General features: G+C 63.3%; 11 protein-coding genes. 5 read left to right on the forward strand and 6 right to left on the reverse strand.

Annotation, left to right across the window (positions count from 1 at the left end; genetic code table 11):
* Positions 1-237 precede the first annotated feature (237 nt).
* From P7C00_RS15120 to P7C00_RS15140, 5 genes are all read left to right on the forward strand, one after another.
* A complete protein-coding gene (locus tag P7C00_RS15120; RefSeq protein ID WP_346632812.1) occupies positions 238-3,732 on the forward strand; it encodes a response regulator in 3,495 nt (1,164 codons plus the stop codon).
* A complete protein-coding gene (locus P7C00_RS15125) occupies positions 3,732-4,547 on the forward strand; it encodes a protein-glutamate O-methyltransferase CheR (protein ID WP_011061533.1) in 816 nt (271 codons plus the stop codon). The genes P7C00_RS15120 and P7C00_RS15125 overlap by 1 nt, the downstream gene beginning before the upstream one ends.
* Positions 4,544-5,149 carry a chemotaxis protein CheB gene (locus P7C00_RS15130; RefSeq protein WP_404939723.1) on the forward strand — a complete coding sequence of 202 codons (606 nt, stop codon included), beginning with the start codon at positions 4,544-4,546 and terminating at the stop codon, positions 5,147-5,149. The genes P7C00_RS15125 and P7C00_RS15130 overlap by 4 nt, the downstream gene beginning before the upstream one ends.
* A complete protein-coding gene (locus P7C00_RS15135; RefSeq protein WP_346632814.1) occupies positions 5,143-6,327 on the forward strand; it encodes a hybrid sensor histidine kinase/response regulator in 1,185 nt (394 codons plus the stop codon). Before P7C00_RS15130 ends, P7C00_RS15135 begins: the two co-directional genes overlap by 7 nt.
* A gap of 106 nt (positions 6,328-6,433) precedes the next feature.
* Positions 6,434-6,811, forward strand: coding sequence for a response regulator (locus P7C00_RS15140; RefSeq protein WP_011061530.1), 378 nt, complete (start codon positions 6,434-6,436; stop codon positions 6,809-6,811).
* Between the two features lie 8 nt (positions 6,812-6,819).
* Here P7C00_RS15140 and P7C00_RS15145 read toward each other — a convergent pair whose 3' ends face one another.
* From P7C00_RS15145 to P7C00_RS15170, 6 genes are all read right to left on the reverse strand, one after another.
* A complete protein-coding gene (locus P7C00_RS15145; protein ID WP_404939725.1) occupies positions 6,820-8,490 on the reverse strand; it encodes an ATP-binding protein in 1,671 nt (556 codons plus the stop codon).
* On the reverse strand, positions 8,487-9,989 hold the full coding sequence (locus tag P7C00_RS15150) for an ATPase domain-containing protein (RefSeq protein ID WP_346632816.1): 1,503 nt from the start codon (positions 9,987-9,989) through the stop codon (positions 8,487-8,489). Before P7C00_RS15150 ends, P7C00_RS15145 begins: the two co-directional genes overlap by 4 nt.
* A 131-nt stretch (positions 9,990-10,120) precedes the next feature.
* Complete coding sequence (locus P7C00_RS15155; RefSeq protein ID WP_346632817.1) at positions 10,121-11,176, reverse strand: tetratricopeptide repeat protein; 1,056 nt, start codon at positions 11,174-11,176, stop codon at positions 10,121-10,123.
* Positions 11,177-11,250: 74 nt separating this feature from the next.
* Positions 11,251-12,150 (reverse strand): bestrophin family protein, encoded by a 900-nt coding sequence (locus P7C00_RS15160; protein WP_346632818.1) that lies wholly within the window; start codon positions 12,148-12,150, stop codon positions 11,251-11,253.
* 332 nt (positions 12,151-12,482) lie between these two features.
* Entirely contained in the window at positions 12,483-13,904 is a 1,422-nt protein-coding gene (locus P7C00_RS15165; RefSeq protein WP_404939727.1) for an efflux transporter outer membrane subunit, read from the reverse strand.
* On the reverse strand, positions 13,901-17,080 hold the full coding sequence (locus P7C00_RS15170) for an efflux RND transporter permease subunit (RefSeq protein WP_346632820.1): 3,180 nt from the start codon (positions 17,078-17,080) through the stop codon (positions 13,901-13,903). Before P7C00_RS15170 ends, P7C00_RS15165 begins: the two co-directional genes overlap by 4 nt.

Raw genomic sequence — 17,080 nt, forward strand, 5'->3', positions numbered from 1 at the left:
ATGGATAGTACGGGGCGCTGCGACAGGCGGCCCTGTGCATCAGTAAGTGGCGCCTGGCCACAAGTTCCCGAAGCTGTACAGAAAAATGCTGTTGTACAAGCGCCGGCAAGAATAACCGCTTCCTTTGTCCCAGGGCAGGTCAAATCGCAGTTGTGAACCCATGGGTTATAAAAAATAGCTGCGATGGCCGAATGTGGGGCAAACTTCGTTTTTTTTACCAGCGCCTAGGTCCATCAAATGATCCGTCCGTCCTCGGTTGATGAACAGAGTTTTCGCAAGCTGCTGACCCGCAACATCAGCCTGCCCCTTGGTGTAGGCGTGCTCAGCGCCGTTTTTTTCGTGTCCCTGATCACCTACTTGCTCTCGGTCATCCAGTGGGTGCAGCACACTGACCGGGTGATCAACAATCTCAACGAGGCAGCGCGCCTGACCATCGACCTGGAAACCGGCATGCGCGGCTTCCTGATCACCGGCGATGAGCATTTCCTCGACCCTTATGAGGTGGCCAAGCCACGCATCCTCAGCGAGCTCAATGGTTTGCGCGATCTGGTCGCCGACAACCCGCAGCAGGTGGACCGCCTCAAGCGCCTGGAAGCCCTGCAGGTGGAGTGGAACAACTTCGCCCAGAGCATGATCGAGCTGCGCCGGCAGAACGGCGACTACCGGGGTGCGGTGCAGGCCGGGCGGGGCAAGCGCCTGACCGACGAGATCCGCAAGGAGTACGAGGACGCGGTGGTCATGGAGCAGCAGTTGCGCCTGGAGCGTAATGAAAGCGTCAGCCGCACCACGATTTTCAGCGTGGCCCTGTACCTGCTGTTCGTGGTGGGCATCAGCGCGTTGCTGGCCTATGTCGGGCGTCGGGATCTGCTGGCGCTGTCCAAAAGCTACAGCGACAACCTCGAGGCCCAGGAAAAAAGCGCCCGGCGCCTGGAGCAGCAGGCCTGGCTGCGCAACGGCCAGACTGAACTGGCCGAACAGATGCTCGGCCAACTGACCCTGAACCTGCTGGGGCGCAATATCCTCCAGTTCTGCGCCCACTACCTGGGGACGCCGGTGGCGGCCTTGTATGTCCGCGAAGACCACGGCGGCCTCAAGCGTGTGGCCTCTTATGGTTTTTCCCGGGAGCAGGAACAGCAAGAACAGGCGCTGTACGGCGATGAGGGCCTGGTGGGCCAGGCCGCGCAGCACAAGCGCCTGATCCGCCTGGACGATGTGCCGGCGGACTACTTCAAGGTCAGCTCCGGCCTGGGCGAAGGCGCGCCTCGCAGTGTGCTGGTGGTGCCGACCCGCGATGACGACCGGGTCAATGGCGTGATCGAACTGGGCTTCCTGCGGGCCTTGAGCGACCGCGATGTGGAGTTGCTGGAACTGATTGCCGGCAATATCGGTACGTCCATCGAAGCCGCGCGCTATCGCCAGCGCCTCCAGGAAGTGCTGGCCGAAACCCAGCAACTCAACGAAGAGTTGCAGGTGCAGCAGGAAGAACTGAAAACCGCCAACGAAGAGTTGGAGGAGCAGTCGCGGATTCTCAAGGAGTCCCAGGTGCACCTGGAGGCACAGCAGGTCGAACTGGAGCAGACCAACGAACAGTTGGCCGAGCAGGCGCAGATCCTGGCCGAGCAGCGCGACGCCATGGACCGCAAGAACAACGAGCTGAACGAGGCGCAGACCCAGCTCGAAGAGCGTGCCGAAGAACTGCAGCGCTCGAGCAAGTACAAGTCCGAATTCCTCGCCAACATGTCCCACGAACTGCGCACGCCGCTCAACAGTTCGTTGATCCTGGCCAAGTTGCTGGCGGAAAACCCCCAGGAGAACCTCAGTGCCGAGCAGGTCAAGTTCGCCGAGTCGATCTACTCCGCCGGCAACGACCTGCTGAACCTGATCAACGACATCCTGGATATCTCCAAGGTCGAGGCGGGCAAGCTCGAAGTGCGCCCGGAAAATGCCAGCGTGCCGCGTCTGGTGGACGGCCTGCGCAGCCTGTTCCAGCCGTTGACCACGGACAAGGGCCTGGAATTCAAGGTGGAGCTGCAGCCGGGGGCGCCACAGAGGCTGTTCACGGATCGCCAACGGGTCGAGCAGATACTCAAGAACCTGCTGTCCAACGCGGTCAAGTTCACCGAAAAGGGCCAGGTCAGCCTGACCGTTTCCGCTCAGCCGGGGGCCGGTATCGCCTTCGCCGTGCAGGATTCGGGGATTGGCATCGCCCAGGACCAGCAGGACAGCATTTTCGAAGCCTTCCGCCAGGCCGACGGCACCACCAACCGGCGTTATGGCGGTACCGGCCTGGGGCTGTCGATTTCCCGGGATCTGGCGACCTTGCTGGGAGGCTCCATCAGCGTCAGCAGCGAACCGGGACGGGGCAGCATTTTCACCCTGGTGCTGCCGGAGCAGTACAGCGAAGCGGCCCAGCCAGTGCTGGCGCCAGTGCCGGCGGTGATGCCAGTGGCGGCACCCCCTGCGCCCAGTGCACCGCTGCCGGTGGCCGAGGTGCCAGGCGTTGAGATCCCGCGCTTCGCCGATGACCGGGACAAGGCCCCGTTCAGCAGCCGCTGCATCCTGGTGGTGGAAGATGAGGCTAACTTTGCGCATATCCTCTTCGATCTGGCCCACGAACTGGGTTACCACTGCCTGGTAGCCCATGGCGCCGACGAGGGTTACAGCCTGGCCGCCCAGTACATGCCGGACGCCATCCTGCTGGACATGCGCCTGCCCGATCATTCCGGCCTGACCGTGCTGCAGCGCCTCAAGGAAAATGCCCAGACCCGGCACATCCCGGTGCACGTGATCTCGGTGGAAGACCGGGTGGAAGCGGCCATGCACATGGGCGCCGTGGGCTACGCGGTCAAACCCACCACCCGCGAGGAACTCAAGGACGTCTTCGCCCGCCTGGAAGCCAAGCTGACGCAGAAGGTCAAGCGCGTGCTGCTGGTGGAGGACGATGACCTGCAACGCGACAGCATTGCCCGGCTGATCGGCGACGACGATATCGAGATCACGGCCGTGGGCCTGGCCCAGGATGCCCTGGACCTGCTGCGCGAGAATGTCTACGACTGCATGGTCATCGACCTCAAGTTGCCGGACATGCTGGGCAACGACCTGCTCAAGCGCATGTCCACCGAAGACATCTGCTCCTTCCCGCCGGTGATCGTCTATACCGGGCGCAACCTGACCCGGGATGAAGAGGCCGAGCTGCGCAAGTATTCCCGCTCGATCATCATCAAGGGCGCCCGCTCGCCGGAGCGCCTGCTGGATGAAGTGACGCTTTTTCTGCACAAAGTCGAATCCCAGTTGTCCCATGAGCGGCAGAAGATGCTCAAGACCGCCCGCAGCCGCGACAAGGTCTTCGAGGGGCGCAAGATCCTCCTGGTGGATGATGACGTGCGCAACATCTTTGCCCTGACCAGTGCCCTGGAACACAAGGGTGCGGTGGTGGTGATCGGCCGTAACGGCCATGAGGCCATCGCCAGACTCAATGAAGTCGAGGATATCGACCTGGTGCTGATGGACGTGATGATGCCGGAGATGGACGGTTTCGAAGCCACGGTGCAGATCCGCAAGGACCCGCGCTGGCGCAAGCTGCCCATCATCGCCGTAACCGCCAAGGCCATGAAGGATGACCAGGAGCGCTGCCTCCAGGCCGGCTCCAATGACTACCTGGCCAAGCCCATTGACCTCGACCGCCTGTTTTCGCTTATCCGCGTGTGGCTACCCAAGATGGAAAGAATTTAGTGGAGCGTAATACCGAGATCGAACTGCGTTTGCTGATCGAAGCTATTTACCTCAAATACAGCTACGACTTCCGCGACTACTCCGGTGCTTCGATCAAGCGTCGGGTCAACCATGCCTTGCGTCAGTTCGAGTGCAAGACCATTTCCGCGCTGCAGGAGCGGGTGCTGCACGACCCGACGGCGTTCATGCAGTTGCTGCAGTTCCTGACCATTCCGGTGAGCGAGATGTTTCGCGATCCGTCGCACTTCCTGGCGATCCGCCAGGAAGTGGTGCCGTTGCTCAAGACCTACCCGTCGATCAAGATCTGGATCGCCGGCTGCAGCACCGGGGAAGAGGTCTATTCCATGGCCATCCTGTTGCGCGAAGAGGGGCTGCTGGAGCGCACCATCATCTATGCCACGGACATCAACCCCAGCTCCCTGGAGAAGGCCAAACAAGGCATCTTCTCCCTGGAGAACGTGCGGGCCTACACCCACAACTACCAGCAGGCCGGCGGCCAGCGTTCCTTTGCCGACTACTACACTGCGGCCTACGACTACGCGATTTTCGACAAGAGCCTGCGGGAGAACGTGACCTTCGCCGATCACAGCCTGGCGACCGACAGCGTATTCTCAGAAACTCAATTAATTTCATGTCGTAACGTATTGATTTATTTCAATAAAAAATTGCAGGATCGAGCCTTCGGACTGTTCCACGAGTCGCTTTGCCATCGGGGCTTCCTGGTGCTGGGCAGTAAGGAGACCCTGGATTTTTCCGCCTATGGCAAACACTTCGAACCCTTGGTCAAACAAGAACGGATCTACCGCAAGACATGAATCAGCAGATTGCCGGGCACAACCTCTGGCCACGGGTCGAGGCCGTTGTGGTGGGCGCATCCGCCGGTGGCGTGGAGGCCCTGTTGAGTCTGTTCAGTGACTTTCCCCAGGACTTTCGCCTGCCGGTGATCGTGGTCCTGCACCTGCCGGACGAACGCCGCAGCCAGTTGGCGGAGGTCTTCGACAGGCGCCTGGCGCTGCCGGTGAAGGAGGCTGACGACAAGGAGCAGATCGTCCCTGGCACCTTGTATTTCGCTGCCCCCGGTTATCACTTGTCGGTGGAGCAGGACCGTAGCCTGTCCCTGAGCCAGGAGGAGCGGCTGCACCATTCTCGGCCCGCCATCGACTACCTGTTCGAATCCGCAGCCGATGCCTACGGCGAGAACCTGGCCGCAGTGCTCCTGACCGGTGCCAATCGGGACGGCGCCCAGGGGTTGGCGGAGGTCAAGCGCCAGGGCGGCCTGACCATTGTCCAGGACCCCCGTGAAGCCCATGTCGCGACCATGCCGGAAGCGGCCCTGGCCCTGCAGCAACCGGATTACATTCTCACCTTGCGCGGCATCAGCCGTCTGCTTGCCGAGCTGGAACGACCCCCATGTTAAGTACTATTCAAGCCAAGCTGCTGATCGTCGACGATCTGCCGGAGAACCTGCTGGCCCTGGAAGCGCTGATCAAGCGCGAGGACCGCATGGTGTACAAGGCACTGTCGGCCGATGAAGCCTTGTCGCTGCTGCTCCAGCATGAGTTCGCCATGGCCATCCTTGATGTACAGATGCCGGGCATGAACGGCTTCGAGTTGGCCGAGCTGATGCGCGGCACCGAGAAGACCAAGAACATCCCCATCGTTTTCGTCAGTGCCGCCGGGCGCGAGCTCAACTACGCCTTCAAGGGCTACGAGAGCGGGGCGGTGGACTTCCTGCACAAGCCCCTGGACATCCACGCGGTGAAGAGCAAGGTCAATGTGTTCGTTGACCTGTATCGCCAGAGCAAGGCCATGAAACAGCAGGTCGAGGCCCTGGAGCAGAGCCGGCGTGAGCAGGAGGCGTTGCTCAATAAGCTTCAGGCCACCCAGAACGAGCTGGAGCAAGCGGTGCGCATGCGCGATGACTTCATGTCCATCGTCGCCCATGAAGTGCGCACGCCGCTCAATGGCCTGATCCTGGAAACCCAACTGCGCAAGATGCACCTGGCCCGGGAGAACGCAGCGGCCTTCAGCCTGGACAAGATGCACGCCATGGTCGATCGCGACGAGCGCCAGATCAAAAGCCTGATCCGCCTGATCGAGGACATGCTGGACATCTCGCGGATTCGCACCGGCAAGCTGTCGATCCGCCCGTCACAGTTTGACCTGGCGCAACTGGTACGCGGGTTGGTGGAGAACTTCGCGCCCCAGGTGGAAGCCGCGCAATCATCCCTGAGCCTGGAGGTCGAGCAGCCGTTGCAAGGCCACTGGGATGAATTCCGCATCGAACAGGTGATTTCCAACCTGCTGACCAATGCCTTGCGCTACGGCGCCAAGAGCCCCATCGAAGTCCGGGTCTATGCCCAGGACGGCGAGGCGCGGGTCGAGGTGCGGGATCACGGGATCGGCATCAGCGAAGACAACCAGAAGCGGATTTTCCAGCAGTTCGAGCGGGTCAGCGCCAGTCACGTAGCAGCGGGCCTCGGGCTTGGGCTGTTCATTTCCGAGCAGATCGTCACTGCCCACGGCGGCACCATCAGTGTCGAAAGTCGCATTGGCGAAGGCGCATTGTTTCGCGTCAGCCTGCCCCTGGCCTGACTGTAGGAGCCGGTTTGCCGGCGAATCGCGAAAAGCGTCACGCAGACGCAACCTCTGCGTGACCCAATGGTCGTAACAGCAGAAATTGATCGAGCAAAGGTTTTCCATGAGTGAAGATGCACAAGACGTCGTACTGATCGTCGAAGATGAACCCGTCATCCTGATGCTGCTGGCCGACTACCTGTCGGGCCTGGGCTACCGGGTACTCCAGGCCGAAAATGGCGAGCAGGCGTTCGAGATCCTGGCCAGCAAGCCGCACCTGGATGTGATGATCACCGACTACCGGCTGCCTGGCGGCATTACCGGGGTGATGATCGCCGAACCGGCCGTAAAGCTGCGCCCGGACCTCAAGGTGATTTTCATCAGCGGCTACCCCAACGAAATCCTCGAATGCGGCAGCCCCATCACCCGCAAGGCACCGATCCTGGCCAAGCCCTTCGACCTCAACAGCCTGCAGGAGCAGATCCAGCAACTGCTGGCCTGAGCCGGGCCTCAGTCGCGGATCATCTCCCGCACCTTGGCCGTCAGCAGGTCGAAGGTGAAGGGCTTGGTGATCAGTTGCATGCCGGGCTCGAGGAAGCCGCCACGGGCGGCGGCGTGCTCGGCGTAGCCGGTGATGAACAGGACTTTCAATTGCGGGCGGATCTGCCGCCCGATCTCCGCCAGTTGCCGGCCGTTCATGCCCGGCAAGCCCACATCGCTGATCAATAGATCGATGCGTTGCCCCGAATCGAGGATCGGCATGGCGCTACGAGCGTCGCCGGCTTCAACAAAGGCATAGCCCAGCTCGCCGAGTACCGCGCTGACCAGCACCCGTACCGCGGGATCATCCTCGACGATCAGCACCGTCTCGCCGTTCTGCGCGGTTTCCGACTGTTGCTCCAGCGGCTGTTCATCCTGCTCCGCACTGCCCCGAAAGCGCGGCAGGTACAGGCTGACCTCGGTGCCCCGGCCCAGGGTGCTGTTGAGGGACACGTGGCCGTGGGACTGCTTGCTGAAGCCATAGATCATCGACAGACCGAGCCCGGTGCCCTGGCCGATGGGCTTGGTGGTGAAGAAGGGGTCGAACACCCGATGGATGATGGCGTCGGGCATGCCGCAACCATTGTCGCTGACTCGCAGCTGCACGTAGTCGCCGGGTTCGAGGTTGTCGTGGGCCTGGGTGAAGTCCGGGCCCAGGTGCTGATTGAGGGTTTCCACCAGCAGCCGGCCGCCATTGGGCATGGCGTCCCGGGCGTTGAGGACCAGATTGAGCAGGGCACTTTCCAGCTGGTTGGGGTCGGCCTCGGCGACCCACAGTTGCGGGCACAGGTGCATGTCCAGCTGGATGCTTTCGCTGAGGCTGCGTTGCAGCAGTTCGCCCATGGACGTCACCAGGGCATTCATTTCCACTGGCTTGGAGTCCAGCGACTGGCGTCGCGAGAAGGCCAGCAGGCGATGGGTCAGGCCGGCGGCGCGATTGGCCGAGGTGACCCCCAGGTCGATCAGTCGGTCCAGGTCCTCGGTGCGACCCCGGGCCAGGCGCCGGCGCAGCAGCTCCAGGCTGCCGATGATGCCGGTGAGCATGTTGTTGAAGTCATGGGCGATGCCTCCGGTGAGCTGGCCCACGGCTTCCATCTTTTGCGACTGGCGCAGGGCTTCCTCGTTGTGTCGCAGTTGCGCGGTGCGTTCTTGCACCTGCTGCTCCAGGGTTTCCAGGGTGCGTTGCAGGCGCAGCTCGCTCTGGCTCAGGTCGATCAACCGGTCCCGGGCTTCGTATTGCCGGCGTCGGCCACGCAGGGCGGCGCTCACCAGGCTGATCAGGGTGGCCGGATGGAAAGGGCGTTCAAGGAAGCTGACGTTGCCCAGGGGGGCGCTGAAGCGTGAGGCCGGATTCTGCTCCGGACCGCCGTGCTGGGTCAGCAGCACGATGGGCAGGTCGGACCAGGCCGGTTGCTGCTCCAGATGACGCAACAGGGGTTCCAGGTCGGCCCCGCGCAAAGCCTCGGCGGCGATGATCACCAGCCCGGCGCCGTGCTCCAGCTCTGCGCACAGGGCCGGCAGGTGAGGGCTGATCAGGCTGCTGAATCCCGCCTCGTTGAGCATCATCTGCGCCAGCTGGCTGTCACGGCCGTGGGGCGTGAGCACCAGGGCGCGCTCGGAAAATGCCAGGCCCTGGGTCATCGTCCCTCTTCCCGAAGCAGCGGTGTGCTTTCGCCCAGGTAGGTGGGCACGCCCCGCAGTACGCCCTGGAAGGCTTCCAGGGGTTCGCCGATGGTCAAGCCGCGCGCGCTGATGCGGTACTCACGGATGGTGGATTCGTGGCTGCCGGTGCGTTTCTTGATGATGGAGATGGCTCGGCGCACCTTGCCCAGGGCCTCGAAGTAGCGCAGCAGGACCACGGTGTCCGCCAGATAGGTGATGTCCACCGGGGCCTGCATGTCGCCCACCAGGCCATGCTGGGCCACGGTCATGAAGGTCGCGGCGCCCTGGCGATTGAGGTACAGCAGCAGCTCGTGCATGTGCAGCACCAGGGCATTTTCCTCGGGCATGGCCGCCTGGTAGCCGTTGATGCTGTCGATCACCACGGTCTTGATCCGTTGCTGGTCGACACAGCGCCGGACCCGGTAGGACAGCTCCCCCGGGGACAGTTCTGCAGCGTCCACTTGTTCGATCACCAGGTTGCCGGTGGCTTGCAGGGCCTCCAGGTCGATACCCATGTTGCGCATGCGTTCCAACAGCAGCCCCAGTTCTTCGTCGAAGATGAACAGCGCGGCCTTCTCGCCCCGGGCCACGGCGGCCGCGGCGAAGATCATCGAAATAAGCGACTTGCCGGTACCGGCGGGGCCGAGGATCAGGGTGCTGGAGCCGCTTTCGATGCCGCCTCCCAGGAGCGCGTCCATCTCCTTGATGCCGCAGGTCAAGGTCAGGCGCTCGTAGCGGCCTCGGTGTTCGGCAGCCACCAGCCTGGGGAATACATGGACGCCGTCGCCCATGATGGTGAAGTCATGAAAGCCGCCGCGGTACTTCTGGCCCCGGTATTTCACCACCCGGATGCGCCGGCGTTCGGCGCCGTAGCTGGGGGTCAGCTCCTCCAGACGAATCACCCCATGGGCCACGCTGTGCACGGTCTTGTCCAGGGATTCGGTGGTCAGGTCGTCCAGTAACAGCACGGTGGCGTCATAACGCACGAAGTAGTGCTTGATCGCCAGGATCTGCCGCCGGTAGCGCAGGGAGCTCTGGGCCAGCAGGCGGATTTCCGAGAGGCTGTCGAGCACCACCCGCGTCGGCTTGAAGCGTTCCACCACTTCGAAGATCTGCCGGGTGGCTTCCCCCAGCTCCAGGTCCGAGGAATACAGCAGGCTTTGCTGGTGCTCGGCATTGAGCAGGCTTTCCGGCGGGGTCAGCTCGAAGATGTGGATGTTGTCGTCGAGCGTCCAGCCATGGGAGGTTGCGCCCTGACGCAGTTCGCGCTCGGTTTCCGAGAGCGTGATGTACAGGCAGCGCTCGCCGGCCAGGGCGCCGGCACGCAGGAAATGCAAGGCCACGGTGGTCTTGCCGGTTCCGGGTTCACCTTCCAGCAGGAACACATGGCTGCGTGACAATCCTCCGGAGAGGATGTTGTCCAGGCCTTCGATTCCGGTGGCGGCTTTTTCGTTGAGCAACGCAGTTGAGGTCGACAAACAATGCCCTCGCACAATGGGTCCAGGTAGCCGGCGATGGCGCGAACGCCTTGATATCGCAGCTTATTGTCTTGACCGTTCGGTGCGGGCGCGGTTCAACCTTTTGTCGCCAGGGGGATGGGGTGGGGGCCTTACAGGCCCTGCTGCAATGCCGGATCGTCGGGGTTCTGCTGTTCCAGCTGGGCCAGCAACACCTGGACGTTCTGCAACTGGCCGCTCTCTTTCCAGTAGTTGATAAGGAGCACCCGCGCCTTGCGGTTGTAGGGCTGGCGCTGGACGATTTCCTCCAGCTGCTTCTGCGCCGCTTCCTGCTCCTGTTCGCTGTGCAGGGTGGTGGCCAGGTCGTAGCGGTAGGCGGCGTTGTTGGGTTCCAGCTCCACGGCCCGGGACAGGCCGAGCAGGGCGAATTCGCCCTGGCCGTGGTGCAGCAGCCAGAGCCCCAGGGCATGTTGCAGGTAGGCGGAGTCTTGCTGGGCCTGCAGTTGCTTGGCCAGTAACTGGCGGGCGGCGTCGCTCTGGCCTTGCTTGTCCAGCACTTCGATCTGCAGCACCACCGCTTGCAGGTTGTCCGGTGCCAGGCGCAGGGCCTGCTCCAGAGTCTGCTGGGCCTTGCTCAGGTCGGCGTTGTGCAGGTACAGGCGGGCCAGCTGGTACTGGGCCTCGACGTCGTCACCCCGGGTCTTGAGCACCTGGGTGTATTCGTCGATCACCTGTTGCAGCGGGCCGAAGTACAGCCCCTGGTCATCCGGGCTCAGGCCCAGCAGGGCATCTACCGCGGCAAAGCGCACGCTTTGCTCGTGATCGTCGAGCAAGGGACCGAGCAGCAGGCTGCGCTGGCCACTGGGAACCAGGCCCAGCACGCTCTTGATCGCCGCTTTGCGCACCTCGGCCGAGGGGTGATAGAGGTCGGCATCCGCCAGCTTCAGGGCCTGGGGGCTGGGGTAGTTGGGCAACACTGCCAGCAGGCGGGTGCGCCGCTGATCATTGAGGTCGGGGCGCGCCAGTTGCTGGTACAGCACCCGTGCCGCGCCCGGCTGGCCGTTGCGGGCCTTCTCCAGGGCCTGGCCGTAGCCATGCTTGATCGCCTCCGGAACCGCTGGCGGGCTGCTGCGCAGAAAGGTCCAGGCCAGGGCCAGGGCGATAACGAGCAACAGGCTGATCAGCAGGTAGCGACGGGGCAGGGGCATGCAGGAATCCGGAAGCTGGCGACTTTTGGAAGGCGCAAGCTTCGGTCAGGAACCGGCCCGAGTCAAACCCGGGATCAGGTCAGTACGTATTCCTGGGGTTCCAGTGGCGGCGGCAGGTCCCGTTGCCCCAGCGCTGCCAGGACTTCACGCTCCAGGCCGCGCAACAGAGCGTTGCAGGGCAGATCGTTGTCGTCGTAGCCAAAGGGGTCTTCGAGGTCATTGCCGATCTCGTCGAGGCCCAGGAAGGTGTAGCTGACGATGGCGGTGAAGATCGGCGTCAGCCAGCCCAGGGGCTCGGCCATGGCAAACGGCAGGAGGATGCAGAACAGGTAGATGGTGCGGTGCAGCAGCAAGGTGTAGGGGAAGGGCAGCGGGGTGTTCTGGATGCGTTCGCAGGCGGCCTGGACCAGGCTCAGGCTGACCAGGCGGGTTTCCATCTGGGTGTAGCGCCACTCACTGACCAGCCCCTGTTGCGCCCACTGCGAGCAGCGGTGGCCGATGCGTTGCAGCTGGGCATCGGTGAGGTTGGGGTGTTGTGGGTCGATGTCGGCCTGGGCCCAAGGTTGCAGGGCGCAGGCTTCGTCCTCGTGGCGCAGGCGGGCAATCAGGCTGTGGGCGAAGCCGCAGAGATCGCGCAGCAGGCCCTCGCGTTCGGGGTGCGGGTCGATGATCAGGCTTTCGCGGATCAGCGAGCGGACCTCGATGATCAACTGCCCCAATTGTTTGCGGCCTTCCCACCAGCGGTCGTAGCAGGCGTTGTTGCGAAAGCTCATGAAGATCGACAGCGACAGGCCCAGCAGGGTGAAGGGCGTGGCGTTGACCTTGGAGAAATAGGTCGGTTGCAGGGTTTCCACCAGCACGATGACCGACGCCAGCAGGGTGATCAGCACGCAGCGCAAGGCAATGCGCTTGGCGATCGAGCCCTTGAGGGCAAAGAGGATGCTGATCAGGTTGGGCTTGGGGCGGACAATCATGTGGAAGCAGGCCAGGGCGATTACGCGGCGAGTGAAGATTAGGAGCGCGCCGGCGGGCTGTCCAATCGCAATGGCCAACCGCATGATCGACGCCCTCTATCATCGCGTCACCTTGTAGGAGCCGGCTTGCCGGCGAATAGGGCCTTGGGCCGTGTAGCGTTCTGGCGGGCGCCTTCGCTGGCAAGCCAGCTCCTACGGTTGGCAGGGAATGCGTGGATATTTGCCGGCGAAGGCGTCCCTGAGACGAGCATAAAAAAAGCCCCGCGACCGAATGATCCACGGGGCCAAACATTGGTTGGTTGCGGCCAACCAAAGGAGCTCGTTGCAAATCCTTACTGGCTGGCGACCGTCTCTGGCTGCCAGCCACCACCCAGGGCCTTATAGATGGCGACGATGCCACGGTACAGGTCGACTTCGGCCTGGGCCTGGGAATCTTCGGCCGCCAGGCGTTCACGCTGGGCGTCCAGCAGCACCAGGAAGTCCACGGTGCCTTCGCGGTAGCGGATCTCGGCCAGGTCCGCCGCGGCACGACTGGACTCGCTCTGGCGGATCAGCGAGATCAGCCGTTGCTGGCGCTTGCCGTAGTCGCTGAAGGCATTTTCCGATTCCTCCAGGGCCAGCAGCACTTGCTGCTCGTAGCTGGCCAGGGCGCCTTCGGCATTGGCGTCGGCACCCCGCAGGCGAGCCCGTACGCTGTCCAGATCAAAGGCCGCCCAGGTGATGCTCGGGCCCAGGGCCCAGGCGCTGGCTGCCGATGAGCCGATCTGTGAACCGCGTCCGGCGGTGAAGCCGAGGAAGCCGCTGAGGCTGACCCGCGGGAACAGGTCGGCCTTGGCCACGCCAATCCGTGCGGTGGCCGCCGCCAGCTTGCGTTCAGCGCTGAGGATGTCGGGACGGCGCTGCAGCAGCTCGCCCGGATCACCAATCGGCAGGGCCTTGGCAATCGCCGGCAACTGCGCCGGCGACAGGTCGACGCTGAGTTTGTCCGGCCGTTCACCCAGCAGGGTGGCGATACGGTTGCGCTGGCGGGTCTGCTCCGCCTGCAGTTGCGGCACGCTGGCTTCCACCGAAGCCAGGCGGGCATCGGCGCGGACCACATCGAGCTGGTCGCCAACCCCGGCATCACGCAGGCTTTCGGTGATCTTGCGCGAGGCCTGCTGGTTGTTCAGGTTGGCCAGGGCGATCTTTTCCCGCAGTTGTGCGCCGCGCAGTTGGCCGTAGGCGTCCACCAGCTCGGCGATCATGGTCACCTGCAGCTGGTACAGGTCGGCCTCGGCCGCTTGCTGGTCGGCGTCGGTGGCTTCCAGGTTGCGCTGGATGCGGCCGAACAGGTCCAGCTCCCAGGCCATGTCCAGACCCAGGTCGTAGCGCTCGCTGTTGACCCGCTTGGTGGTCTGGCCCGGGATCTGCCCCTTGGCCAGGTCGCTGCTGGCGCGGCTGGTGATGGTGGGCATGGCGTCATTGCTGGCGTCATCACGAATCGCCCGGGCGGCCCGCAGGCGGGCGAAGGCCACCCGCAGTTCACGGTTGCCCTGCAACGACTGGCTCACCAGCTGGTTGAGGGTCGGGTCATCGAACTGCTGCCACCAGATGCCTTCGAAGCGTGCGCGGTCGAAGTTCTTCTGGCCCGCAGCGCCATCGGTGGCGGCGCTGATGTGCGCCGCCTCGGTGGTTGGCGTCTGGTAGTCCGGGCCGACGGCGCAGGCACTCAGGGCCAGCACCAGCAGGCTCGGCAGGAAGACTTTGGCACTCATTGTTGCGTCTCCAGTTGCAGGGCGCGGGCGGCCTTGCGGGCCTCGCTGCGCTCCACGTAATTGCGGATCAGGACATAGAACACTGGGGTCAGCAGCAAGCCGAAGAAGGTCACCCCGAGCATCCCGGCGAACACCGCGACCCCCATGGCATGACGCATTTCCGCACCGGCGCCGCTGGAGATCACCAGGGGGACCACGCCCATGATGAAGGCGAAGGAGGTCATCAGGATCGGCCGCAGACGCAGGCGGCAGGCTTCCAGTACCGCAGCCAGCGGATCGAGGCCTTCCTCTTGCTTGTCCTTGGCGAACTCGACGATCAGGATCGCGTTCTTGCAGGCCAGGCCCACCAGTACGATCAGGCCGATCTGGGTGAAGATGTTGTTGTCGCCACCGGAGATGATCACCCCGGTAATCGCCGACAGCAGGGTCATCGGCACGATCAGGATCACCGCCAGGGGCAGGCTCCAGCTCTCGTATTGCGCGGCCAGTACCAGGAAGGCCAGCAGTACGCAGAGCGGGAAGACGAACAGCGCAGTGTTACCGGCGAGGATCTGCTGGTAGGTCAGCTCGGTCCATTCGTAGGTCATGCCGTTGGGCAGTTCTTCCTTGAGCAGTTTCTCGATCGCCGCTTCCGCCTGCCCGGAGCTGTAGCCCGGAGCGGCCGCACCGTTGATTTCCGCGGTGACAAAGCCGTTGTAGTGCATCACGCGGTCGGGACCGGCGGTATCGCTGACCTTGATGAAGGTCGCCAGGGGAATCATCTCGCCCTTGTTGTTGCGCACTTTCAGCTGGCCAATCTGCTCGGGCTCGAGACGGAACTGCTGCTCGGCCTGGACGTTGACCTGATAGGTGCGGCCAAAGCGGTTGAAGTCGTTGGCATACAACGAACCCAGGTAGATCTGCAGGGTGTCGAAGATGTCGGAAATCGCCACGCCGTGGGTCTTGGCCTTTTCCCGGTCGATGGCCGCGTCCACCTGGGGCACGTTGACCTGATAGCTGGTGAACAGCCCGGCCAGTTCCGGCACGCTGCGGCTCTTGGTGATGACGTTCTGCACTTCTTTATACAACTCGTCGTAACCCAGGCCGCTACGGTCCTCTACCTGCAGGCGGAAGCCGCCAATGGTTCCCAGGCCCTGTACCGGCGGCGGTGGGAAGATCGCCATGTAGGCGTCCTGGATATCGGCGTACTTGCCGTTCAGGGCACCGGCGATGGCACCGGCGGACATGCTCGGGTCCTTGCGCTCATCAAAGGGCTTCAAGGTGACGAAGACGATGCCGTTGTTCGGGCTGTTGGTGAAGCCGTTGATCGACAGGCCAGGGAAGGCCACCGCGCTTTCCACGCCGGGCTGCTTGAGGGCGATGTCGGACATGCGCTTGATCACGTCTTCGGTGCGGTCCAGGCTCGCGGCGTCCGGCAGTTGGGCGAAGGCCACCAGGTATTGCTTGTCCTGGGCCGGAACGAAACCGGTCGGGGTGTGGGCGAAGCCGAACCAGGTCAGCACCATCAGGCCGGCATAGAGGAACAGGGCGATGCCGCTGCCGCGGATGACTCGGCGCACCGTGCCGACGTAACCATGGCTGGCGCGGTCGAAGAAGCGGTTGAACGGCTTGAACAGCCAGCCCCCCAGCAACTTGTCGAGGATCTTCGAGAAGCGGTCCTTGGGTGCATGGTGTTCCTTGAGCAATACCGCGGCCAGGGCCGGCGACAGGGTCAGGGAGTTGAAGGCCGAGATCACTGTGGAAATGGCGATGGTCAGGGCGAACTGCTTGTAGAACTGCCCGGTCAGGCCGCTGATAAAGGCCGCCGGTACGAACACCGCGCACAGCACCAGGGCGGTGGCGATGATCGGGCCGGTCACTTCACGCATGGCGCGCTTGGTGGCCTCCACCGGGTTCAGCCCCAGGCCGATGTTTCGTTCGACGTTCTCCACCACCACGATGGCGTCGTCCACCACGATACCGATGGCCAGCACCAGGCCGAACAGCGACAGGGCATTGAGCGAGAAACCGAACAGGTGCATCACCGCGAAGGTGCCGATCAGCGACACCGGTACGGCCACCAGCGGGATGATCGAGGCGCGCCAGGTCTGCAAGAACAGGATCACCACCAGCACCACCAGGATCAGGGCTTCGAACAGGGTGTGCACCACGGCCTCAATGGAGCCACGGACGAAGATGGTCGGGTCGTAGACGATGCTGAAGTCCATGCCTTGCGGGAAGCTCTGCTTGAGTTCGGCCATCTTGGCCCGCACTTCATTGGAGATCTCGATGGCGTTGGAACCCGGACGCTGGAAGATCGGGATCGCCACCGCCGGCTGGTTGTTGAGCAGGGAACGCAGGGCGTACTGGCTCGACCCCAGCTCGATGCGGGCGATGTCTTTCAGGCGGGTGATTTCACCGTCACTACCTGCACGGATGATGATGTTCTCGAACTCTTCCTCGGTCACCAGGCGGCCCTGGGTATTGACCGACAGCTGGAAGCTGGTGGCGCTGGGTGCAGGCGGCGCGCCCAGGGCACCGGCGGCGACCTGGCGGTTCTGTTCACGGATGGCGGTGACCACATCGGTGGCGGTCAGGTTGCGCGAGGCGGTCTTGTTCGGATCGAGCCAGACCCGCAGCGAGTAGTCGCCCATGCCGAACAGCTGCACATCCCCGACGCCGCCCAGGCGCGCCAGCTCATCCTTGATGTTGAGCAGGGCGTAGTTGGACAGGTAGAGCATGTCGTAGCGTTTGTCCGGCGAAGTCAGGTGGACCACCATGGTCAGGTCCGGAGAGGCCTTGTCCACGGTGATACCAATGCGCGTCACTTCTTCGGGCAGCTTGGGCTGGGTGCGGGTCACGCGGTTCTGTACCTGCACCTGGGCGTTGTCCAGGTCGGTGCCCAGGGCGAAGGTGATGGTCAGGGTGATCTTGCCGTCAGCGGTGGATTGCGAGGACATGTAGAGCATGTTCTCGACCCCGGTAATCGCCTGTTCCAGGGGCGCGGCCACGGTTTCACCGATGACTTTCGGGTTGGCCCCGGGGAAGTTGGCGCGCACCACCACGGTGGGCGGCACCACTTCCGGGTATTCGCTGATGGGCAGCTGGAACAGCGAGATGGCGCCGGCGATCAGGATCAGCAGCGACAGCACCGCGGCGAAGATCGGCCTTGAAATGAAGAACTGGGAAAAATTCAT

Origin of the sequence: Pseudomonas sp. JDS08PS003 (assembly GCF_045013505.1) — a bacterium.
GTDB classification, from domain to species: domain Bacteria; phylum Pseudomonadota; class Gammaproteobacteria; order Pseudomonadales; family Pseudomonadaceae; genus Aquipseudomonas; species Aquipseudomonas protegens_B.